Source organism: Methylobacterium sp. Ger2507 (assembly GCF_055231875.1).
The window spans coordinates 3,171,921-3,191,957 of record NZ_JBUYVC010000001.1; the positions used below are offsets into that span (position 1 = coordinate 3,171,921).

Consider the following 20,037-nt stretch of genomic DNA (forward strand, 5'->3'; position numbering starts at 1 on the left):
TCTCGAGTTTGATGATCCGAGCCAGCGCGATGACCGGAGGATGGATGTGAGGACCAACGAGCCCCTGGACGATCTACGGATCCTGAACGCACCCCGCTGCCACCTCGGCGAGGGGCCTTGCTACGACCCGCAAACCGACACCGCCTGGTGGGTCGACATCCTTGAACGGCGCCTGTTCGAGGCGCCCTTGGCAGGGGGAGGGGCGGCCCGCGTACACGGCTTGCCCATCATGGTGAGCACCGTAGTCGCGGTGGACAAGACACGGCACCTTCTGGCGGCCGAGAACGGGCTCTACTTGCGCGGCCTCGAGGATGGTGCGCTTGCGCTGCTCTGCCCTTTGGAGGCAGAGGATCACGGCACCCGCTCCAACGACGGCCGGGTCCACCCCAGCGGCGCCCTCTGGATCAGCACCATGGGGCGGGACGCCGAGTCGGGGCGCGGCGCGATCTACCACGTCGCCGGCACCCAGGTGACGCGCCTCTTCGGTGCCCTGACCATCCCGAACGCCATCTGCTTCTCGCCCGACGGCAGAACCGGTTACTTCACCGACACGAACCTGGGCCTGCTCCAGCGCGTGGCCCTCGATTCCCGCACCGGCCTGCCGACGGGGGAGCCAACGACGCTCTACGATCATCGCGGTGGGGAGGGGGGCCTGGATGGAGCCGCCGTCGATGCCGAAGGCCGGATCTGGTGCGCCCGCTGGGGCGCCGCTTGCATCGATGCCTACAGTCCGGAAGGCGTGCGCGTGCGCACGATCCCCCTGCCGGTGACGCGTCCTTCGTGCCCCACCTTCGCAGGCCCCGACTTGGATCGCCTGCTCATCACCAGTGCCTATGAGGGCATGAGTCCCGAGGAGCGGGAAGCTGACCCGGAGCACGGACGCACCCTCGTGGTTGCAGCTGGATGTCGCGGACTGTTGGAGCCGGCTTTCCGGCTCTCGGTCTGAACAGCCACGCCGATCGGGCGGAATAGGCTGTGCGATTCCCGCCTCCTTTGATTCCGGGGGCGGGGACCGGCGCGTCGAGTCAGAAAAGCGGCGTCCCCACCAGTTCCACGGCGCCCACCGGGCGCGCCCGGCGTCGTTCAATCCGCGCCCAAGGCCAGAACGAGGCGTTCGCGGGCCCGGCTGACGCGGCTCTTCACCGTGCCGGTCCGGCACCCCAGGACCCGGGCGGCCTCCTCGTAGAGCAGGCCGTCGACCATCACGAGGAGGAGGGTCTCGCGGTGTTCGGCCGTGAGGGTGTTCAGGGCGGCCTGGAGCTGGATCAGTTCGACGCGGCGCTCCTGCTCGGGCTCCAGGCTCAGGGTTGCGGCGAAAGCGCCGTCGACATCCTCGACTTCGCGCCGGAGGCGCTTGCGCTGGTTGAGGAACGCGTTGCGCAGGATCGTGAAGAGCCAGGCGATCAGCCGGGTGCCCGGCTCGAACCGCGACCGGTTCTCCCAGGCCCGCATCAGGGTCGTCTGGACGAGGTCGTCGGCCTCGGCGGCGTTCCGGCACTGCGCGAGCGCGTAGCGCCGGAGTTGCGGCACGGCGGCGATCAGATCGGTCCGGAAGGAATCCGGAACCGGATTGCCCGCCGGCGCCGCCGCCAGGGCCTGCGCCAGCCGAAGCAGAACCTGACCGAGGCGCGAGGTGTCCTCAACAGCATCGGGACATGGGAAGACCGTGCTCAGTCGTCGGCCGATGCGATCCTGGATGTGCCGGGACAATCCCGCTTCATCCAAAACAGGATTTTGGTGTTGGAGATCTGACAGCACGAACGACCGCCCTTGTGTCTGGAGCACGATCCAGATCGCCTGTCGCTTTACGGGACAAGACCGCGTTCAGCTTGTGATTGGGCCATCACGTTCACGTCAATGATCCAGATATACCAGACATTCGGGCTTCGGATGCGGAACTGCGATCCCGCGTTCTTGTTACGAGCGGGACCATTGTGCGGGGCAGCGTCCCCAGGGAGCCACCGTGACCCTCGGCGTCGACAGGCATGAACTCCGGCAAATCATCGCCGGCCTCAGCGAGGGCGTGATCCTGGTCGAGCCCGACCAGACCATCGCGTATGCCAACGAGGCCGCGTTGGCGATGCACGGAGCCGAGACCGTCGGCGAGCTCGGCGAGACCGTGGACGCCTATCGTGAGCGCTTCGCCCTGCGCTACCGCAACAACCACGCTCCGAACCAGTATCCAATCGAGCGCGTGGTCTCGGGTGAGCGCTTCCATGACGTCATCGTCGAGGTGAAGCGCACCGATCGGCCGGACGTCGATTTCGTCCACTCGCTGCGCAGCCTGGTGGCCACCGACCGCGAGGGCAACCCGAGTTGCCTCGCGCTGATCCTCAAGGATGTTTCCGAGCAGTTCGAGGCAGAGGCGCGCTTCGAGGCCACCTTCAACGCCAACCCGGCCCCGGCGGTGATCTGCCGGCTTTCGGACCTGCGTCACGTCAAGGTGAATCTCGGTTTCCTCGAGATGACCGGCTACACCCGCGACGCCGTGATCGGCCGCAGCGTCTACGAGGTCGACGTCCTGGCCAATGCCCGCAGCCGGGATCTGGCGATCTCGCGGCTCAACGAGGGCGGCACCATTCCCCAGATGGAGGCCTGCCTCGACCTGCCGGATGGCGGAAGCCGCTACGTGATCGTGGCCGGCCAGCCCATGGATCTCGGCGACGAGCCGTGCATGCTCTTCACCTTCGCCGACCTCGACCTCCGGCGCAAAGCCGAGACGGCCCTGCGCCAGAGCGAGGAGCGCTTCGCCAAGGCGTTTCGCCTGACACCCGTGCCGACCCTCCTGGCGCGGGCGGAAGGCTTTGCCATCACGGGCGTCAACGAGGCCTTCGCGCGGGTCTTCGGCTACGGCAGCGACACGGTGAGCGGACGCTCGCCTGCGGATCTCGGCCTCTGGGTCCATGAGGCGGCCCGGATCCGGTTCGAGACGGCGGTGGCGCGCACCGGCTACGTGCTCGGACTGGAGGCCTGCCTCAAGCACGAGGACGGCACCAATCTCGACTGCCTGATCTCGGCCGAGCGGGTCGAGATCGGCGAGGAGGCCTTCGCGCTCCTCGTCCTGCAGGACATCACCGACCGCAAGCGCACGGAGCGCGACCTGTTCGAGGCCATCGAGGCGGTGATGGCCGACACCTCCTGGTTCAGCCGCGGGCTGATCGAGAAGCTGGCCAACCTGCGCCAGCCCGGCGGCGACCACCAGGATGCGGTCTCGCCCAACATGACGGTGCGGGAGCGCCAGATTCTGGACCTGATCTGCCAGGGGCTCAGCGACGACGTCATCGCCAAGCGTCTCAACCTGTCGAAGAACACGGTGCGCAATCACTCCGCCGCGCTCTACCGGAAACTCGATGTCCACAAGCGCTCCGAGGCCATCGTGTGGGGGCGGAACAATGGATTTCCGACCGCCGCACCTAGTTAATAAAACTCATTTTACTAGTACGAATGAACCATTGTCTGGCGTCATTCCGATGCCACCTGGGGTGCGGACGAGTGTCGCCCAGCCCGTCCAGGCCATCCCGCGTCAGGGGTCTCGATCCTGACAGTCCTTCAGGAGCGCGCCTTCATGAACGAGCCGAAATCCAGGACCGGGCCCAGGACCGGGACGGAGAAAGAGACCGGGACGGAGAACAAGATTGGGGTGGGGTCGACCTCAGAGACGCTCAAGGGCTCGGTCAAGGAAGCCATCGGCAAGCTGATCGGCGACGGTCGGGTCGAGGCGGAAGGCAAGTCCCAGCAAGACCTCAAGTCCCAGCAAGACCTGACGACGCAGCATGAAGCCGAGCCTCGCCAGAAACCACCGAACTCCGACGTGAAAACAAAGACTGTCCCTAAGCCGTAGCTTTGCCGGAACGTCGCAGACCTTCACCCCATCCACCCGCATCACACACAGGAGACACATCATGGTCGATACCAACCGGATCACCGGCGCCGCACAGGAACTCGGCGGCAAGATCCAGGGCGCCGTCGGCGACCTGACCGGCTCGAACCGGGACTCGGTCGAGGGCCGCGCCCGCGAGGTTCAGGGCACGGCCGAGAACCTCTACGGCCAGGCCAAGGACGCCGTGCGCGATGCGGCCGACCGTGTCGCCGATACGGCGCGCGACGTGGGTGCGCGAGTCCGCGATGCCGTCGACGACGTTGCCGGGTCCGACGGACGCGCGATCAAGGATCGGGCCCGCCACGCACAGGACGCCGCCGGCGACACCTACGAGCGCGCCGAGCGTTCGGTCCGCAATGCCGGCCGCGAAGCCTACGATTACGCCGAGGACGCCTACGAGAACGGCGGCCACACCCTGCGCCAGAGCGGACGCGAAGCCGTTGCCCAGATCGGCGAGCACCCCGTCGCCGCCCTGCTCGTCGCCGGCCTCCTCGGCTACGGCCTCGGCCTCCTCATCCACGGCCGCGATTGATCCGCAGCGCCGCACCCGACCTTCACGGCCGCGCCTGACGCGCGGTCGTGCAGCCCTCCCACCCTCACGCCCCCCTCGAACGACCGAACTTCTCGGACGACCGACCACCCGGAGTACCACTACGTGTCCACTTCCCCCATCCTCGCCACCCCCGGCGCCTCGGCCGACACCCGCACCGTCCTGCTGAACCAGGTTTCCTGGGGCGCCATCTTCGCCGGCGCCGTCACCGCCCTGGTGACCCAGGTCATCCTCAACATGGTCGGCGTCGGCGTCGGCCTGTCCAGCGTCGGCCCGGTGGCTGCCGACAACCCGGCCGCCTCGACCCTGTCGATGAGCGCCGGCATCTGGTTCGTGGGCTCCGGCATCGTCGCCTCGCTCGCCGGCGGCTTCATCGCCGGCCGCCTCTCGGGCAAGCCCGTCACCGGTGCGGCCGGCCTGCACGGCCTCGTCTCCTGGGCGGTGACCACGCTCGTGGTGCTCTACCTTTTGACCTCGGCGGCCGGAGGCCTCATCGGCGGCGCCTTCTCGGGCGTGACCAGCACGCTCGGCGGCGCAGGCTCGCTCGTCGGCGGAACCGTGCAGACGGCGGCCCAGGCCGCAGCGCCCTCGCTGTCGAAGATCACCAACCCGCTTGACGGCATCGAGCAATCGGTCCGCAACCAGACCGCCGGCCAGGACCCGCAGGCCGCCAAGGATGCGGCTGTGGCCGCCATCCGCGCCCTGTTCACGGGTGACCCGGCTCAGAAGGCCCAGGCCGAGAACCGCGCCGCCGACGCTCTCGCCAAGGCGCAGAACATCCCGGTCGATCAGGCCAAGGCCCAGATCCAGGACTACAAGAAGCAGTACGACGAGACCGTCGCCACCGCCAAGGTGAAGGCCGAGGCCGCCGCCGTGGCCGCCAAGTCCGCCGCGACCCAGGGTGCCTTCTACGGCGCGCTCGCCCTGATCCTCGGCGCGCTCGCCGGCTTCCTCGGCGGCCGGATCGGCGCCCCGAAGCTCCACACCCTCGCCGACGCTTACGACGCCCGCCGCGTCTGAGCCCGTCCCCGGCCGGTCCCCGCGACCGGCCGGTCCCTCCATCCCATCAATCCGAATCCCGAACATACAAATCCCAGGAGACATCCCATGAGCAGCACCACGGACAAGCTGAAGGGCCTCGCCAACGAAGCCGTCGGAAATCTGAAGGAAGGCGTTGGCAAGGTCACGGGCAACGACAAGCTCGTCGCCGAGGGCAAGGCCCAGGAACTCAAGGGCGAGGCCCAGCGCACCGTCGGCGAGGCAAAGGACGGCGTCGCTTCGGTCGTCGACAAGGTCACCGGCAAGCACTGAGGCGCAGGCAGGCGCCGACCGCACTCACTAAGCGGATTCCTCCGCGCTCCGATGGAGTGGCCTCGCCGCTCCATCCCATCCGAACGATCAGGAGAAACTCATGAATCGCGATCAGTTCCGCGGTGCTTCCCGCAACCTCAAGGGTCGCGCCCAGACTGCCCTCGGCGGCGTTACCGGCGATCCGGGCCGCCAGGTCCGCGGTGCCGTCAACCAAGTCGCGGGCGGCGCGCAATACGCCTATGGCCGCGCCCGCGACCGGGCCGAGGATCTGGCCGAGGACGGCCGTCACCTCGCCCACGAGGTCCGGGACCGGGCCGGAAACCTGATCGAGGACGGCCGCCACTTTGTCGGCGATGCGCGCGACCGGGCCGGAAACCTCATCGACGAGGGGCGCGACTACGCCCGTCAAGCCCGCAGCCGCGGCGCGACCTACGGCCGACAGGCGGCGCGCTACGCCGACGACAACCGGACCTCGGCCCTGCTCGGACTCGCCGCCGTCGCCTTCGCGGTCGGCTGGCTCGCCCGTCCGAAGCGCTGATCTCTAAGGCGCTGATCCCCGCCCGACGATCCTACCACCACGGAGACCATCCCATGATCCGCAAGCTCCTCACCGCCTTCCTGCTCCCGAAGGTCATCGCCTATGTCAGCCGCCGCTTCGGCGGCCGGGCCTCCACCCCGCCGAACCGTCGGGGCTACTGAGCGCCCGCGTTACTGGTCCGCCGCTTTCCCACGAAACCCAGCCTGGAAACCGATCCACGATGAAGCTGACCCTCGCCCTTACCGCGACCGTCGTCGCCACCCTCGTCGGGCTGCCGGCCCAGGCTTCGCCCACCACGGCTGCGCCGGTCGAGGCGCTGGTACGCGGTGACCTTCCGACCGGCTACGCCCAATACCGTCGCTTCGGTCACCGCCACGGATGGCGCGGCGGACGGGGCTACGGCCGGGGCTACGGTTATCGTCGCGGCTACGGCTATCGCCGCGGACCCGGCGTCGGCGCGGCCGTCGGTGCCGGCGTCGCCGGTCTCGCCGCCGGGGCCATCATCGGCGGCGCCATCGCCAATTCGCAGGCCCAAGCCGCCCCGCGCGGAATCCCCGCCGAGGCGGTGGCCGCCTGCGCCCGCCGCTTCCGCTCGTACGACGCGGCCAGCGGTACCTACCTGGGCAATGACGGCGACCGCCACCCCTGCCCGTAGGCCGGCGCCGAGCACCTTTCGCCTGCCCATAAGGCTGGCGCGTCGCGCTTTGCGCCTGCCCGTTGGGCCGGTGCCTCGCATCCTGCACCTGTCCGGCAAGGTCCGGGCAGGTGGACCTGCCGGTCGCCGAGAGGGAGCGAACGCCGACCGATGAAGTTCGCCAAGTTCGTCCTGCGCCCGGAACTCGTGTTCCTGATGCTCACGGTATGTCTCTGCCTCGCGGCTGGGGTGGCCTACTGGGTCTCGCGAGCCACGGTGCTGACGGTCGCCGTCGCCCCGCGGGACGGCACCGAGCCCGCCTTGATCCATGCCTATGCGGATGCTTTGGCCAAGCGCCACAAGGAAATCCGGCTGAAGGTCCTAGACCTCGACGACGTGCGCGACAGCGCCGCCGCCCTCCAGGAGGGTCGCGCCGACCTCGCCGTGGTGCGTCCGGACGTCGATCTGCCCGACAACGGCCTGACCCTCGCGATCCTGCGCGACCAGGCCATGATCATCGCTTCGCCCGAAGGGTCCGGCCTGACCCGGTTCCCCCAGCTCGACCGCAAGCGCCTGGCCATCCTGGCCCACCGGGACGCCGACCAGGCGCTGATCCGATCCATGGTCGAGCATTACGGTTTGGTGCTGCTCGACAAGGAGCCCGAGGGACCGGTTCCGCCGCGTCACGTCGTGCTGGTCGAAATGGCGGAGGCCGACCTCGGCGCGGCCTTCACCGCCAAGCGCATCGACGCGGTGGTGTCGGTGATCGCTCCGACCTCGCCGACCGCGCAACGTATCGTCGGGATCGTCCAGCGTGTCAGCCGTACCGGCAGGGTCGCCTTCGTCGATGTCGAGAACGCCGACGCCATCATCGCGCGCCTGCCACGCCTCCAGGCCGTGACGATGCCGGCCGAGACCTTCGGCGGCAGTCCCAAGGTCCCGGCCGAGGATGTCCATACGGTGGGGGCGTCCTATCGCCTGATGGCCCGCGCCAGCCTGTCCCGCCCAGTGGCGGCCGATGTGACCCAGCACCTGTTCGAGATGCGCAGCGGCATGGCCAACGTGACGCCGGCCGCCGACTACCTCCAGGCCCCGAGCTACGACAGCACGGCGGGTGCGACGAGCGCGCGGCTGCCCATCCATCCGGGGGCCGTCGACTTCTTCGAGCGTGAGCAGCAGGGCTTCATCGAACGCTACGAGACCTGGATCTACCTCGTGGCCTTTCTCGGCGGCGGCATCGGCTCGGCGCTCGCCTGGGTCGGCCAGCGCCTGTCGCGCCTGCGCCGCGAGCGCATCGAGGAGGCCACCGACCGCCTGCTGGAGATCCGGCAGGAAGCCCAGGACACCACCGACGCCCCGCGCCTGGAGCATCTGGCCCGCGAGATCGACGATCTGGCCGGCGAGATCGCCAAGCACGCGCTCGAGCGCCCGACCGAGGCCCTCACCCTGTCGGCGGCCGCGATCGCCATCGACGCGGCCCGCTCCACGGTCAAGCGCACCATCGCCGCCAGCCAGTACGCCGCCGAACCGAGCGATCTGGCCGGGCGCACGACATCGACGGAAGCCGCCACGGCGGGCTGACGGCGAGACCCCGGGCGCCCCAGCCCGGACCGACCCCGAAACCAAACGATCCCGAAACCAACCGATCCCGAAACCAAGTGTTACAGAACCGAAACGGAGACCGACGATGAGCAAGGGCTATCCTTCGATGACCGCGCTGCTGGGCCTGCTGGCCGTGGCCGGCTACCAGAACCGCGACAAGCTCGCCGAACTGCTGAAGGGTCACGACAGCACCCCGACGCAGGGCTCGATCCCGCACCTTCCGAACACCTCCTCGACCAGCACACAGTCCGGCGGCAGCGGCCTCGGCAATCTCGGCAGCCTCCTCGGCGGCGTCGGTACGGCCGGCATCGGCGGCCTGATCGCCAACGGCCTCAGCGAACTGGTCGACCACTTCACCAAGGGCGGCCACGGCGAGACGGCGACCTCCTGGGTCAATCACGGTCCCAACCGCGACATCCCCGAGGCCGATCTCGAGCGCGCCATCGGCCCGGACACCCTCGACCATCTCACCCAGCAGACCGGTCTGAGCCGTCCGGCCCTGCTGGCGCGCCTCTCGCGGGAACTTCCCTCGGCCATCGACCGCTACGCCGCCGACGGCCGCAAGCCCGCCTGACGCTTCCCTCCCGACCCGGCCGGCGCCGCGCGGCGCCGGCCGGAAGGGGGCGGATCCACCTCTCATCCCCTCCGATACGTGCGAACGGCCCAGGAGGGGACGCCTCCCGGGCCATGCCCGCCTTCGATGAACGGATCTCCGAACGTGACCAAATTCATGAAGGGCCTGTCCTACGCCCTGGCCGCGGCCGCCCTCTGCACCCTCGTCTTCGTCATGTTCCAGTCGGCGAGCCTTCTCGTCGGCTCGTAATCCGGCCATGGCGTGCTTTGCAGTGGACGGCGCCACAGCCCGGGGAACGGGGGCCCGGCCTCAAGCGACCGGGCCGGCGATCCCGTCGAGGGCCGCACGGGCGCTGTCCGGCAACGTCAGCCCGGCCGCCGCCAGATTCTCGCGGAGGTGCCCACGCGACGCGGTGCCCGGGATCAGCAGGATGTTGGGCGCGCGGGCGAGCAGCCAGGCGAGCGCCACCTGCATCCGGGTCGCGCCGAGATCGGCCGCGACCGCGTCCAGGGTCGCCGACTGGAGCGGCGTGAAGCCGCCGAGCGGAAAGAACGGTACGTAGGCCGTGCCCGAGGCGGCGAGGTCGTCGATCAGCGCGTCGTCGGCCCGGTGCGTGAGATTGTACTGGTTCTGGACGCACACGATCTCCGCGATGGTCCGCCCCTCGGCGACCTGCCGGGCGGTGGCGTTGCTGAGCCCGATCCGGCGGACGAGGCCCTGGCGCTGAAGCTCGGCCAGGGTGGCGAGGGGCGCCGCGATGGAGCCTTCGGCCGGACCGTGGACGTCGAACATGAGACGCAGGTTCACCACGTCGAGGGCCTCGACACCGAGGTTGCGCAGGTTGTCATGGACCGCGCGCGTCAGCGCCTCGGGCGAAAAGGCCGGGTTCCACGAAGCGTCGTCGCCGCGCATCGCCCCGATCTTGGTGACGATCACGAGGTCGTCCGGATACGGATGGAGAGCCTCGCGGATGATCTCGTTGGTGACGTGCGGGCCGTAGAAGTCGCTGGTATCGATATGGTCGACGCCCGAAGCCACGGCCTCGCGCAGAAGCGCGATGGCCTCGGCCCGGTCTTTCGGCGGCCCGAACACCTGCGGGCCGGCCAGCTGCATGGCGCCATAGCCCAGGCGCTTCACGGTGCAGTCCCCCAGGGCATAGGTCCCGGCGCGTGCGATGTCGGTCATGGTCTCTCTCCGTCGTGGTGACGGCGGATGTAGGCCGATGGGGGTTGCGTGATAACATGCCCCAATCGGCACGGGCTGTGCGAAAGGGCGAACAATGGCGGCCGATCTCGGTGACCTCGCGGCCTTCGTGGCGGTCGCCCGTGCCGGTGGCTTCCGCGAAGGCGCCAGGGCGAGCGGCCTCAGTGCCTCCGGCCTCAGCGAAGCCGTGCGCCGCCTGGAAGCCCGGCTGGGCGTCCGACTACTCCATCGCACCACCCGCAGCGTCGCGCCGACCGAGGCGGGCGCGCGCCTCCTCGAGCGGCTGACCCCAGCACTCGGTGAGATCGAAGCGGCCCTCGACGTCGTCAACGGGCTTCGGGATCGCCCGGCCGGCACCCTCAGGCTGAACGTGCCGGTGAGCGCGGCCCGCCTCGTCCTGCCCGGGATCGTGCCTGCCTTCCTCGCCGCCTATCCGGAGATCCGCCTCGACGTGGTGGCGGAGGACAGCTTCATCGACGTGCTGGCGGCCGGGTGCGATGCGGGCATTCGCTACGACGACCGGCTCGAGCAGGACATGATCGCCATCCCGATCGGCCCGCGTCGGCAGCGCTTCGCCACGGCGGCCGCGCCGGCCTATCTCGATCGCCACGGTCGTCCGGCCCACCCGCGCGACCTCCTGGCCCATGCCTGCCTGCGCGGACGCTTCGCCAGCGGCGCGATGACGGATTGGGAGTTCGAGCGCGACGGAGAGGTGGTGCGCGTCGAACCCGGCGGACCGCTCATCGTCCGGGCTGGGGCCGCCACCGACCTGGCGGTATCCGCGGCGATCGCCGGGACCGGGATCATCACCCTGTTCGAGGACTGGCTGCGCCCGCATCTCGCCAGCGGGGCGCTGGAGCCTGTACTGGAATCCTGGTGGCAGCCCTTCCCGGGGCCGTTCCTGTACTATCCGGGCCGTCGCCACCTGCCGGCACCGCTGAGGGCCTTCGTGGATTTCATCACCCGGCCTCGCGATCGCCCGTGAGCGGAGCCTTCGAACGCCCGCCGCCGCCGGGCGGTTGCGCTCCGCCAGACCCGGCGGAGCCGGAGGGTCACGGATGGGCGGCGGGATCGCGGGGGCGGCCCCCCGGAACGGTCCGGTCCAGCCGAGCCCTCCCGGCGGAGGGGTCGTGAAGCCGGACGGTGCGTCAGCGGATGCGGGCCAGGAGCGTCGTCACCTGTCCCCGGCGCATCCAGGCCAGGAGAGCGGCGAGACCGAGCAGCACGAGGGCCGGGGCGACCGGTGTCGGCAGGACGAGGATATGGGCCAGCACGGCGCCCACCATGGTGATTCCAAGCCAGATCGCCGCAATAGCGGCCAGGCCGGGGACCAGCAGGGCGACCGCGCCGACGACCTCGACGAGGCCGCTGACGATGCGGAACCCCTGACCGAGGCCGATCTGATCGAAGATCTGCACCATCATCGGCGCGCCCGCGAGCTTGGCGCCGCCCGCAGCGAGGAACACGAGGGCGAGGAGGACCTGGAGCGACCAGGCGAGGATGTTGCGGCCGCCTGACAGGGGCGTGGCGTGGGCACTGAGAGTCTGGGACACGGGGGAACTCCGGGAGGCATCGGGGCAGGCCCCAGGGACGAACGGGGCCGGTGGCAATGATCTAGACCCGATAGATCCATCGTTGGAGCCACTCTGATGCGATGCATTCCAACGGCTACGCCGATGGGTCGCGGGAGATCATCGGCTTCGTCCATGCCGTCTTCTGTCCGAGGACCTCGCGTGGCGCGCCGTGCAACCATCCGAATCAGCCTGAAGGAGCGCCCGAGCGGCGGCGGCGTGGCCGGCGTTGTGGCTGGGCGTGGGCAAGGGTCGGACGGAAGAGGCGAGCGCGATGCGCCCGGCCTATCCCGACGTGTGCGGAACCGGGAGGGGCGCGTCGCCCGTCTCGTCCCGGGCGCCGACGAAGCGGCCGAAGATCCGCCCGAGCAGGGCGCCGAGGCTGTCCATCAACAGGAACACCGCCGGCACGAACACCAGAGACAGCAGGGTCGAGACGATCAGGCCCGAGATCACCGCCACCGCCATCGGCGCCCGGAACTCGCCGCCGATGCCGAGCGCCATGGCGGAGGGCACCATGCCGGCCGCCATCGCGATGGTGGTCATCACGATTGGCCGGGCGCGCTTGCGGCCCGCATCGACGATCGCGGTGACGCGGTCGACCCCGCGCGCCATCTCCTCGACGGCGAAGTCCACCAGCATGATGGCGTTCTTGGTCACCAGCCCCATCAACATCAGGATGCCGATCACCACCGGCATCGAGATCGGCATGTTCAGGATCAGCAGGCCCAGGATGGCGCCGCCGATGGAGAGCGGCAGCGAGAACAGGATGGTCAGCGGCTGCAGGAAGGAGCCGAACAGCAGCACGAGCACCGCGTAGACCATCATGATGCCGGCGCCCATCGCCATCAGGAAGCCCGAGAAGACCTCGCCCATGATCTCGGCGTCGCCGGTCTGCCGGATGGTCACGCCCGGCGGCAGGTTTTTCGCGGTGGGGGTCTCCAGCGCCTGCTGGATCAGGGACCCGAGCGCGTCCGACCCTTCCATGTTGGCCTCGACGGCGACGCGCACCACGCGGTCGTAGCGCTCGATGGCGCCGGGGCCCTGGTCGAGCTCGATGTCGGCGACGGCCGCCAGCGGCACGGCGGCCCCGTTCTTGGCCGGCACCTTGAGGTTCTCGAGACGCGAGACCGCACCGCGGGCGCTCTCCGGCAATTGCACCCGGATCGGCACCTGCCGGTCGGGCGCGTTGAACTTCGCGAGGTTGAGACCGATGTCGCCGATGGTGCCGACCCGGACGGTCTCCGCGATGGCGTCGGTGGAGACGCCGAGATCGGCGGCCGCACTCTCCTTCGGACGGATGCGGACCTCCGTGCGGTTGAGGGGTGCCGTCGACATCACCGAGACGAGGTGGGGGATCGCCGCCATATCGCGCTGGAGCCGGGCGGCGACCTCGGTGACCACATCGACATCGGGACCGCCGACGACGAGAGCGAGATCGCGCTGGCCGCCGTCGCGCAGGGTCCACGACCGGATGTCGGGTTCCTGCGCCAGGAGGCCGGCGATCTCGGTCTCGATGGCGGCCTGTTTACGGATGCGCTGGTTCTTCGGCGTCAGGTTGACGATGAGGGTGGCAAGCCGAGTCTCCCGCTTGCCGCCGGCCTGGCGACCGCCGTCGACGAAGACCGAGACCACCTCGGGCAGGGCGCGGATGCGGGCCACCACCCGGTCGGAGACCGCGACGGTGTCGGGGAGCCGGGCGCCGGGGGCGAGTTCCACCATGAACAGCGTGCGGGCATTGTCCTGCTTGGGCACGAAGCCCGACGGCAGCAAACCGGTGGAGGCCAGCGAGCCCGCGAACAGCGCAAGCCCGACGATGAGCGTGATGACGCGGTGGCGCACCGACCAGCCGACGAGGCGGCCATAGGCGCGCATCACCGGGCCGTCCTGCACCTCCTCGTGGCCGTGGTCGCGTAGGAAGTAGGCGGCCAGCATCGGGGTGATCAGGCGCGCCACCAGCAGCGACATGAAGACCGAGACCGCGATGGTCAGCCCGAACTGCATGAAGTAGCGGCCGGCGATGCCGCCCATGAACGAAACCGGCGCGAACACCGCGATCAGGGTCGCCGTGATGGCGATGACCGCGAGCCCGATCTCGTCGGCGCCCTCGATGGCGGCGCGGTAGGGCGATTTGCCGAGCCGCATGTGGCGGACGATGTTCTCGATCTCCACGATGGCGTCGTCCACCAGGATGCCGGTCACCAGCGTGATGGCAAGCAGGCTGATGCCGTTGAGCGTGAAGCCCATGGCCTCCATGGCCCAGAAGGTCGGGAAGACCGAGAGCGGCAGCGCGAGGGCCGCGATCAGGGTCGCGCGCCAGTCGCGCAGGAACAGGAACACCACCAGCACCGCCAGGGCCGCCCCCTCGATCAGGGTGTGCATGGCCGAATCGTACGAGCCGATGGTGGCGGCGACCGAAGAGTCGATGGTCTCGAACTGGATGTCCGGGTAGGCGGCCTGGAACGTGGCGATGCGTTTCTCGACGCCTTCCGCGACCTCGGCATCGCTGGCCCCCGAGCCACGCGAGACCGCGAAGGCGACCACCGGCTCACCGTTGAAGCGCGCGAAGGTGCGGGGCTCCTCGACGGAATCCTCCAGGGTGGCGAGTTCGTCGAGGCGGACCTTGCGGCCGCCGGGCAGGATGATCGAGGTGGCCTTGAGGTCGCGCAGAGAGCGCGACGCGGCCAGCGTCCGGATCGACTGCTCGCGCCCGCCGACTTCGCCGCGCCCGCCCGCCATGTCGGCGGAGGTGAGGCGGAGCTGCCGGTTGACGTCGGCGGCGGTGATGCCGAGCGCCAGCAGCCGGTCGGGCAGCAGGGTGACGCGCATCTCGCGGGCGACGCCGCCGACGCGCTCGACGCCGCCGACCCCCTTCACGCCCTGGAGCGAGCGGGCGACCTTGTCCTCCACGAACCAGGACAATTCGGCCGGCGTCATGCCGGGCGACCTCACGCCGTAGATCAGGATCGGCAGACCGGTGATCTCGACGCGCTGGATCACCGGCTCGTCGATGGTGCGGGGCAGGTTGATGCGGATCTTCGAGATCGCATCCTTGACGTCGTTGACGGCCCGGTCGGTGTTCACCTCCAGGCGGAACTCCACCGTGGTCACGGACGAGCCTTCCGTGATCGCCGAGGTGATGTGCTTGACCCCGCGCACGCCGGCGATCGAATCCTCGACCCACTTCGTCACCTGGGTCTGGAGCTCGGCGGGGGCCGACCCGCTCTGCGTGATCGTCACCGACACGATGGGCACGTCGACATTCGGCATCCGCGTCACCGCGAGGCTGCGGAAGCTGACGAGGCCGAGCACGATCAGCACCATGAACAGCACGAGGGGGGCGATCGGATTGCGGATCGCCCAGGCGGAAAGGTTCAGGCGCATGGGGCGGCTCGGTGCGGGTTGGGTTCAGGGTTCATCGGCCGGCCGGCGGGAGCGCAACGGACTTCCCGCCTCGGGAAACAGGGCACTCTCAAGAATGGACACGCCGCCATGCCGGGTCGCCGAAGGCGGAGCCGGCATGATGGAGCGCCGCGAGAGAAATTCGGGCGAGCGGTTGGCGACACGCCCGCCTGATCAGGGCGTGCCCGCCTCGGCGGTCGCGCGCGGGGAGGGGCCCGAAGCCAGGGCGGGCTCCGGCACCGCCAGGGCCACCGGGTGGACCCGGTCGCCGTCGCGCAGGAAGCTGCCGGCCCGGGCCACGACGCGCTCACCGTCGCCGAGCCCGGCGCGGATCTCGATGTCGTCGTCGTCGGACAGCCCGGTGCGGACGGCCCGGGCCTCCACCACGTCGTCCGCGACAACGAGGACGGTGCTGCGCTGAGCCCCGCCATAGAGCACTGAGGCCTGCGGCACGGTCACGCCGCGGGTGCGGGCAAGTTCGACGGCGCCGCGCGCGAAGGTGCCGATGCGCAGGCGCGGGTCCGGATCGAGGCGGACGCGGACCTTGCCGAGGCGCGTCGCCTTGTCGACCTCGGGGTACACGGTGCGCACGCTGCCCGAGACACGGGAGCCGTCGCCGAGTTCGATCCAGGCCGGGGCGTTTTCGCGGAGCTGCGGCAGCTTGGTCTCGAGCACCTCGCCCTCCAGCTCGATCTCGCCCCGGGCGATCAGGCGGAACAGGGGCTCGGCCGAGGCCGAAGCCGCGAGGCCGACGCGGGCGCTGCGGCGGTTGACGATACCGGCCTCCGGCGCGCGGATCTCGGTGCGGGACAGACGCAGGTTCAGTTCGTCGAGAACGGCGCGGGCCTGGGCGAGGTCGGCCCGTGCGATGCGCAGGCCGTTGCGGGCGAAGGCGCGCTTGCCCTCGGCTTGGCGCAGGGTCGCAGTGCGTCCTTCCATCACGGCGGCGGTGGCGTTGCCGGTCCTCAGGAGCTGTTGCGCCCGCTCGAAGGCAAGGCGTGCCTCGGTCTCGGTGGCCTCCGCCTGTTCGATGCTGCTTTGGGCCTGGGGCACGGCGGCCTCGGCCTTTTCCACCAGGGCGGCCTGCTGGGCGAGTTGCCGGTCGATGAGGTCGTGCGAGAGGCGGGCCAGCACCTGGCCCCGGGCCACGCGCGCGCCTTCCTCCACCAGCACCTCGGTGACCCGGTAGCCCTCGATTTCCGGCGTCACCAGGATCTCGTCGCGCGGGACCAGCGTGCCGGTGACGACCACCGACTCGACGATCTCCCGCCGTCGGGCCTCGACCACGCTGATGGTCGGCACGAGCGTGGATTTCGGCTGCACGGCCCCCGCCGGCGCAGGGCCGGCGAGGGCCGCCGAGGCCGGCAGCGCCAGGGCGAGAAGGGCGAAGCCGAGGCGGGCGAAGTTCATGAGCGGGACTCCATGGCGGGGCATGAGCGGGGCTTCCCGGCTGGGAGAGGCGCGCGGCCGGCGAGCCCTGCCTCGATCAGGGCCTGGAGTTGCGCCACGGCCATGCCCGTATCGAAATCGGGCAGGATGGCGCGGCTCAGGACGATGCCCTTCAGCTGGGGCGCCAGCAGGGCGTAGAGGGCCGACGGGTCGCAGTCCGAAGCGGTGGCGAGGTCGGCGAAGGTCTCCTCGAACCAAGCCCGCGCCTCCGCCTCCGTCTCCGCCGTCAGGGCCGCGATTGCGGGATTGCGGGTTCCCTCGGACCAGATCTCCAGGCGCAGCACCGCCGCCTCGCGGGTGAGCGACCCGAAATACTGTCCGAGTACCCCGAACAGGGCACTGCGCCGGTCGCCCTCCTGCTGGAGGCGCGTCACCAGGAGGGCGCCGCTCTCACGCTCGCGCTCGACCAAGCCGAGGACCAGGGCCTCCTTCGAGCGAAAATAGTGATAGAAATTGCCCGCCGTCATCCCGGCCTCGCGGGCGAGATCCTGCATGGTAGTGCGATGGAACCCGTTGCGCACGAAGCAGGCGCAGGCGGCGTCGAGGATCTGTTCCCGACGCGCGGCCTGTCCGGCGCGGGCATCGATGAGGGTGCCGACCGGCGAGGCCATGCTCAGGAGACCCGTCCGTCCGCAGACGGCGCGACCATCCGGCAGGCGGTGACCGAGGCATCCGCATCGGCGCAGAGACGGGCCTGCCAGCCGACCGAGCCGTTGCCGGTCCAGGCAATCAGGGCGGCCCAGCCGAGCACCAGCACGGCCCCGAGCAGCAGCTGCTCCGGCGCGACGAGTGTCCGCGCCCGCCGCATCAGCGCCTGAGACCAGGCATCCTCGTGGGTCCGCTGCATCGCATCCTCCATCCGACCCCATCGTCGTATTGAATGTTCATTCACTGGTCAATGAGCGTTCATTCTGGTCGTGTGGAAGGGCACGGCGATGCGGCCTCCGGGCCACAGGCGTGGCCTCTCACGCGCACTGCCGTGTCAACATGCAGCAAGTCCGGGCCGGAACGGCCGATGACGGCGCGGGTTCGACCAAGTCTCCGCGGAGGCTTCCGGTCGGCTTGGTTCGGATATTCGCGACGCGCACGCACTGCCCGTGGCGGCGCGCCCGCCTCCGACCCGTGCCGTCCGCTTCCCCACCAAGGGTATCCGTACCGTGCTGAAGCCTTTTCCTCGCGAAGGTGGTGCCGTCACCCGCACCGACGGCTACCTCCCACTCGAAGCCTACGCGGCCATCGGTGAGGGCCGCTCGGTGGCACTCTCGGGGGCGGACGGCTCCATCGACTGGTGGTGCTGCCCCAATCTCGACTCGCCGCCGCTGTTCGACCGCCTGCTGAGCCCGGACGAAGGCGGCTACTTCGCGATCACCCCGGAGGAGCCGTTCACGGCCGAGATCGGCTATCGCGAAGGCAGCAACGTCCATGAGACCGTCTTCACCACGAAGACCGGGCGCGCGCGGCTCACCGAGAGCCTGAACAGCGGCCCGGCCGGACGCCTGCCCTGGGCGGAGCTGGCCCGCCGGATCGAGGGCCTGGAGGGGCGCGTGCGCTTCCGGGTGGCGCTGGTGTTCGGCACCCGGGGCGACACGGCCGCCCCCTACCTGTCGGGCAACAGCAACGGCACCGCCTTCCACGTCGCCGGCATGATGGGCCTGTTCCGGACCAGCGACGGCATCCGGATCGAGGCGGAGAACGACCACGCCATCTTGGGCTTCGTGGAGGTGCGCGCAGGCCAGCGCGAAGTCGTCGCCATCGTGGCGGCCGAGGACCAGCCCCTGGTGGTGGCGCCCATCGAAGAGATCGACCGGCGCATCGACGTGTCGTGCGGGGAGTGGCGGGACTGGACCGAACGGCTCGCCTATCGGGGTCGCTACGCCGAGCAGGTCGAGCGCAGCGCACTGGCGCTGAAGCTGCTGCTCTACTCGCCCACCGGCGCCATCGCGGCGGCGGCCACGACGTCCCTGCCCGAGGGCATCGGCGGCTCCAAGAACTACGATTACCGCTACGCCTGGATCCGCGATGCCGGCTACGTCATCAAGGCCTTCCTGCGCCTGGGCGCGCAGGCTGAGGCCAACGCCGCCCTGTCCTGGCTGATGCGCCACATCGGCGAGCACGGGGCACAGGTACTCTACACCCTCGACGGCGGGCGCGTGCCCGGCGAGCGGGAGATCGACCTTCCGGGTTATCGCGGCTCGCGTCCCGTGCGGACCGGAAACCTGGCGACGGGTCAGCACCAGCACGGCATCTACGGCGACATCTTCGAGACCGCAGAGCGCTTCGTCGCCGACGGCAACATGCTCGACCTGCGCACCGGGGCGCTGCTCGCCGAACTCGCCGACCAATGCGCCGAGTCCTGGAAGCTCAAGGATGCGGGCATCTGGGAACTGCCGGATGCCGAACACTACACCGGCTCCAAGATCAGCTGCTGGCAGGCCCTCGCCCGGGCGGTGGAACTCGCCGATGGCGGACACCTTCCGGGGGCGTGCCGGGAGCGCTGGGCGCGTGCCCGCGACCGGGTCGCCGAGTGGATCGATCAGCATTGCTGGTCCGAGGCGCAGCAATCCTACGTCATGCATCCGGGCACCGAAAAGCTCGATGCCTCCCTGACCCTTGCGGTACGATTCCGCTTCGGCAATCCCGTCCGCCTCGCCGCCACCTGCCGGGCCATCGACCGAGCGTTGGGGCGCGGTCCCTACCACTACCGCTACACCGGCGCGGAGGCGGAAGAGGGCTGCTTCCTCGCCTGCACGTTCTGGCTGATCGAGGCCAAGGCCCTGCTCGGGGAGCAGGCGGAGGCGGAAGCCGCCTTCGAGGCCCTGGTGGCGGCTCTCGATCGGAATTCCGGCACCTATGCCGAGATGGCCGACCCCGTCAGTGGAACCTATCTCGGCAACCTGCCGCAGGGGTTGACCCACCTCGCCCTGATCCAGGCCGCCGCCACCCTATCGGGACAGGGTCTGTAGGCCTCGGGACCGAGCGAGAGCTTTGGTCGCAGATCCGCCCCAGGCTCTGCCGCGTTGCCCGGGACCACAGCAGGAGACGGCAGCATGGCCAAGACGGCGGACAAGACGGCGGACAAGACGGCGGACAAGACGGCGGACAAGACGGCGGACAAGACGGCAGACGTCACGACCTACATTTTCAAGCAGGCCCTAGCCGCCCGCGTCGACGACCACGTGGAAATCGCGGTCGAGGCCGAGGACGGCACCACCTTCAAGATCCGGGCGACAGCCGACCAGCTCGATGCCCTCACGGGCGACCTCGAGACGATCCTGGAAGCCGACGACGCGAGCGCCTGACCGATCCCGGGAGCCCGCCCCCGC

Annotated in this window: 20 protein-coding genes; 13 read left to right on the forward strand and 7 right to left on the reverse strand. The window is 69.8% G+C overall.

Features of this window, described 5'->3' with window-relative positions:
• Positions 1–46 precede the first annotated feature (46 nt).
• Positions 47–946 (forward strand): SMP-30/gluconolactonase/LRE family protein, encoded by a 900-nt coding sequence (locus tag ACV7NL_RS14665; RefSeq protein WP_463356040.1) that lies wholly within the window; start codon positions 47–49, stop codon positions 944–946.
• A 137-nt stretch (positions 947–1,083) separates the two neighbouring features.
• Here ACV7NL_RS14665 and ACV7NL_RS14670 read toward each other — a convergent pair whose 3' ends face one another.
• Positions 1,084–1,710 (reverse strand): sigma-70 family RNA polymerase sigma factor, encoded by a 627-nt coding sequence (locus ACV7NL_RS14670; protein WP_463356041.1) that lies wholly within the window; start codon positions 1,708–1,710, stop codon positions 1,084–1,086.
• 253 nt (positions 1,711–1,963) lie between these two features.
• Here ACV7NL_RS14670 and ACV7NL_RS14675 point away from each other — a divergent pair, with 253 nt between their 5' ends.
• The 9 genes from ACV7NL_RS14675 to ACV7NL_RS14715 all read left to right on the forward strand — a co-directional run bounded on the left by ACV7NL_RS14675 (position 1,964) and on the right by ACV7NL_RS14715 (position 9,089).
• A complete protein-coding gene (locus ACV7NL_RS14675) occupies positions 1,964–3,421 on the forward strand; it encodes a helix-turn-helix transcriptional regulator (protein ID WP_056480869.1) in 1,458 nt (485 codons plus the stop codon).
• 144 nt (positions 3,422–3,565) lie between these two features.
• A complete protein-coding gene (locus ACV7NL_RS14680; protein WP_463356042.1) occupies positions 3,566–3,841 on the forward strand; it encodes a CsbD family protein in 276 nt (91 codons plus the stop codon).
• 61 nt (positions 3,842–3,902) lie between these two features.
• Positions 3,903–4,412 carry a CsbD family protein gene (locus ACV7NL_RS14685; RefSeq protein WP_056190470.1) on the forward strand — a complete coding sequence of 170 codons (510 nt, stop codon included), beginning with the start codon at positions 3,903–3,905 and terminating at the stop codon, positions 4,410–4,412.
• Positions 4,413–4,535: 123 nt separating this feature from the next.
• On the forward strand, positions 4,536–5,450 hold the full coding sequence (locus tag ACV7NL_RS14690) for a hypothetical protein (protein WP_056190473.1): 915 nt from the start codon (positions 4,536–4,538) through the stop codon (positions 5,448–5,450).
• Between the two features lie 87 nt (positions 5,451–5,537).
• Positions 5,538–5,741, forward strand: a complete 204-nt coding sequence (locus ACV7NL_RS14695; protein ID WP_056190475.1) for a CsbD family protein — start codon at positions 5,538–5,540, stop codon at positions 5,739–5,741.
• A 100-nt stretch (positions 5,742–5,841) separates the two neighbouring features.
• Positions 5,842–6,279 (forward strand): CsbD family protein, encoded by a 438-nt coding sequence (locus ACV7NL_RS14700; RefSeq protein ID WP_056190477.1) that lies wholly within the window; start codon positions 5,842–5,844, stop codon positions 6,277–6,279.
• A 220-nt stretch (positions 6,280–6,499) separates the two neighbouring features.
• A complete protein-coding gene (locus ACV7NL_RS14705; RefSeq protein WP_463356043.1) occupies positions 6,500–6,934 on the forward strand; it encodes a BA14K family protein in 435 nt (144 codons plus the stop codon).
• Between the two features lie 150 nt (positions 6,935–7,084).
• A complete protein-coding gene (locus ACV7NL_RS14710) occupies positions 7,085–8,494 on the forward strand; it encodes a TAXI family TRAP transporter solute-binding subunit (RefSeq protein ID WP_463356044.1) in 1,410 nt (469 codons plus the stop codon).
• 106 nt (positions 8,495–8,600) lie between these two features.
• Complete coding sequence (locus ACV7NL_RS14715) at positions 8,601–9,089, forward strand: YidB family protein (protein ID WP_056480857.1); 489 nt, start codon at positions 8,601–8,603, stop codon at positions 9,087–9,089.
• Positions 9,090–9,398: 309 nt separating this feature from the next.
• Here ACV7NL_RS14715 and ACV7NL_RS14720 read toward each other — a convergent pair whose 3' ends face one another.
• Positions 9,399–10,274, reverse strand: a complete 876-nt coding sequence (locus ACV7NL_RS14720; protein WP_463356045.1) for an aldo/keto reductase family oxidoreductase — start codon at positions 10,272–10,274, stop codon at positions 9,399–9,401.
• Between the two features lie 94 nt (positions 10,275–10,368).
• Here ACV7NL_RS14720 and ACV7NL_RS14725 point away from each other — a divergent pair, with 94 nt between their 5' ends.
• On the forward strand, positions 10,369–11,277 hold the full coding sequence (locus ACV7NL_RS14725) for a LysR family transcriptional regulator (RefSeq protein ID WP_056480853.1): 909 nt from the start codon (positions 10,369–10,371) through the stop codon (positions 11,275–11,277).
• Between the two features lie 163 nt (positions 11,278–11,440).
• Here the strand turns inward: ACV7NL_RS14725 and ACV7NL_RS14730 are convergent, their stop codons facing one another.
• The 5 genes from ACV7NL_RS14730 to ACV7NL_RS14750 all read right to left on the reverse strand — a co-directional run bounded on the left by ACV7NL_RS14730 (position 11,441) and on the right by ACV7NL_RS14750 (position 17,561).
• On the reverse strand, positions 11,441–11,845 hold the full coding sequence (locus ACV7NL_RS14730) for a DoxX family protein (protein WP_056480851.1): 405 nt from the start codon (positions 11,843–11,845) through the stop codon (positions 11,441–11,443).
• A gap of 303 nt (positions 11,846–12,148) precedes the next feature.
• A complete protein-coding gene (locus ACV7NL_RS14735) occupies positions 12,149–15,247 on the reverse strand; it encodes an efflux RND transporter permease subunit (RefSeq protein WP_463356046.1) in 3,099 nt (1,032 codons plus the stop codon).
• A 192-nt stretch (positions 15,248–15,439) separates the two neighbouring features.
• Positions 15,440–16,699 carry an efflux RND transporter periplasmic adaptor subunit gene (locus ACV7NL_RS14740; RefSeq protein WP_463356047.1) on the reverse strand — a complete coding sequence of 420 codons (1,260 nt, stop codon included), beginning with the start codon at positions 16,697–16,699 and terminating at the stop codon, positions 15,440–15,442.
• The gene (locus tag ACV7NL_RS14745; protein WP_463356048.1) at positions 16,672–17,325 is read right to left on the reverse strand and encodes a TetR/AcrR family transcriptional regulator; all 654 of its coding nucleotides are present in this window, start codon (positions 17,323–17,325) and stop codon (positions 16,672–16,674) included. Before ACV7NL_RS14745 ends, ACV7NL_RS14740 begins: the two co-directional genes overlap by 28 nt.
• A gap of 2 nt (positions 17,326–17,327) precedes the next feature.
• Positions 17,328–17,561, reverse strand: a complete 234-nt coding sequence (locus ACV7NL_RS14750) for a hypothetical protein (RefSeq protein WP_156375974.1) — start codon at positions 17,559–17,561, stop codon at positions 17,328–17,330.
• Positions 17,562–17,871: 310 nt separating this feature from the next.
• Here ACV7NL_RS14750 and ACV7NL_RS14755 point away from each other — a divergent pair, with 310 nt between their 5' ends.
• Both ACV7NL_RS14755 and ACV7NL_RS14760 read left to right on the forward strand, forming a co-directional pair.
• Entirely contained in the window at positions 17,872–19,677 is a 1,806-nt protein-coding gene (locus tag ACV7NL_RS14755; protein ID WP_463356049.1) for a glycoside hydrolase family 15 protein, read from the forward strand.
• An 84-nt stretch (positions 19,678–19,761) separates the two neighbouring features.
• Positions 19,762–20,013 (forward strand): hypothetical protein, encoded by a 252-nt coding sequence (locus ACV7NL_RS14760; RefSeq protein ID WP_463356050.1) that lies wholly within the window; start codon positions 19,762–19,764, stop codon positions 20,011–20,013.
• Positions 20,014–20,037: the final 24 nt, after the last annotated feature.

Bases quoted from the DNA above. Each gene is read 5' to 3' on its own strand.
- ACV7NL_RS14680 (WP_463356042.1), top strand. From the start codon at position 3,566: ATGAACGAGCCGAAATCCAGGACCGGGCCCAGGACCGGGACGGAGAAA.
- ACV7NL_RS14685 (WP_056190470.1), top strand. From the start codon at position 3,903: ATGGTCGATACCAACCGGATCACCGGCGCCGCACAGGAACTCGGCGGC.
- ACV7NL_RS14695 (WP_056190475.1), top strand. From the start codon at position 5,538: ATGAGCAGCACCACGGACAAGCTGAAGGGCCTCGCCAACGAAGCCGTC.
- ACV7NL_RS14700 (WP_056190477.1), top strand. From the start codon at position 5,842: ATGAATCGCGATCAGTTCCGCGGTGCTTCCCGCAACCTCAAGGGTCGC.
- ACV7NL_RS14705 (WP_463356043.1), top strand. From the start codon at position 6,500: ATGAAGCTGACCCTCGCCCTTACCGCGACCGTCGTCGCCACCCTCGTC.
- ACV7NL_RS14710 (WP_463356044.1), top strand. From the start codon at position 7,085: ATGAAGTTCGCCAAGTTCGTCCTGCGCCCGGAACTCGTGTTCCTGATG.
- ACV7NL_RS14715 (WP_056480857.1), top strand. From the start codon at position 8,601: ATGAGCAAGGGCTATCCTTCGATGACCGCGCTGCTGGGCCTGCTGGCC.
- ACV7NL_RS14720 (WP_463356045.1), bottom strand. From the start codon at position 10,274: ATGACCGACATCGCACGCGCCGGGACCTATGCCCTGGGGGACTGCACC.
- ACV7NL_RS14725 (WP_056480853.1), top strand. From the start codon at position 10,369: ATGGCGGCCGATCTCGGTGACCTCGCGGCCTTCGTGGCGGTCGCCCGT.
- ACV7NL_RS14735 (WP_463356046.1), bottom strand. From the start codon at position 15,247: ATGCGCCTGAACCTTTCCGCCTGGGCGATCCGCAATCCGATCGCCCCC.
- ACV7NL_RS14740 (WP_463356047.1), bottom strand. From the start codon at position 16,699: ATGCCCCGCCATGGAGTCCCGCTCATGAACTTCGCCCGCCTCGGCTTC.
- ACV7NL_RS14745 (WP_463356048.1), bottom strand. From the start codon at position 17,325: ATGGCCTCGCCGGTCGGCACCCTCATCGATGCCCGCGCCGGACAGGCC.
- ACV7NL_RS14750 (WP_156375974.1), bottom strand. From the start codon at position 17,561: ATGCAGCGGACCCACGAGGATGCCTGGTCTCAGGCGCTGATGCGGCGG.
- ACV7NL_RS14760 (WP_463356050.1), top strand. From the start codon at position 19,762: ATGGCCAAGACGGCGGACAAGACGGCGGACAAGACGGCGGACAAGACG.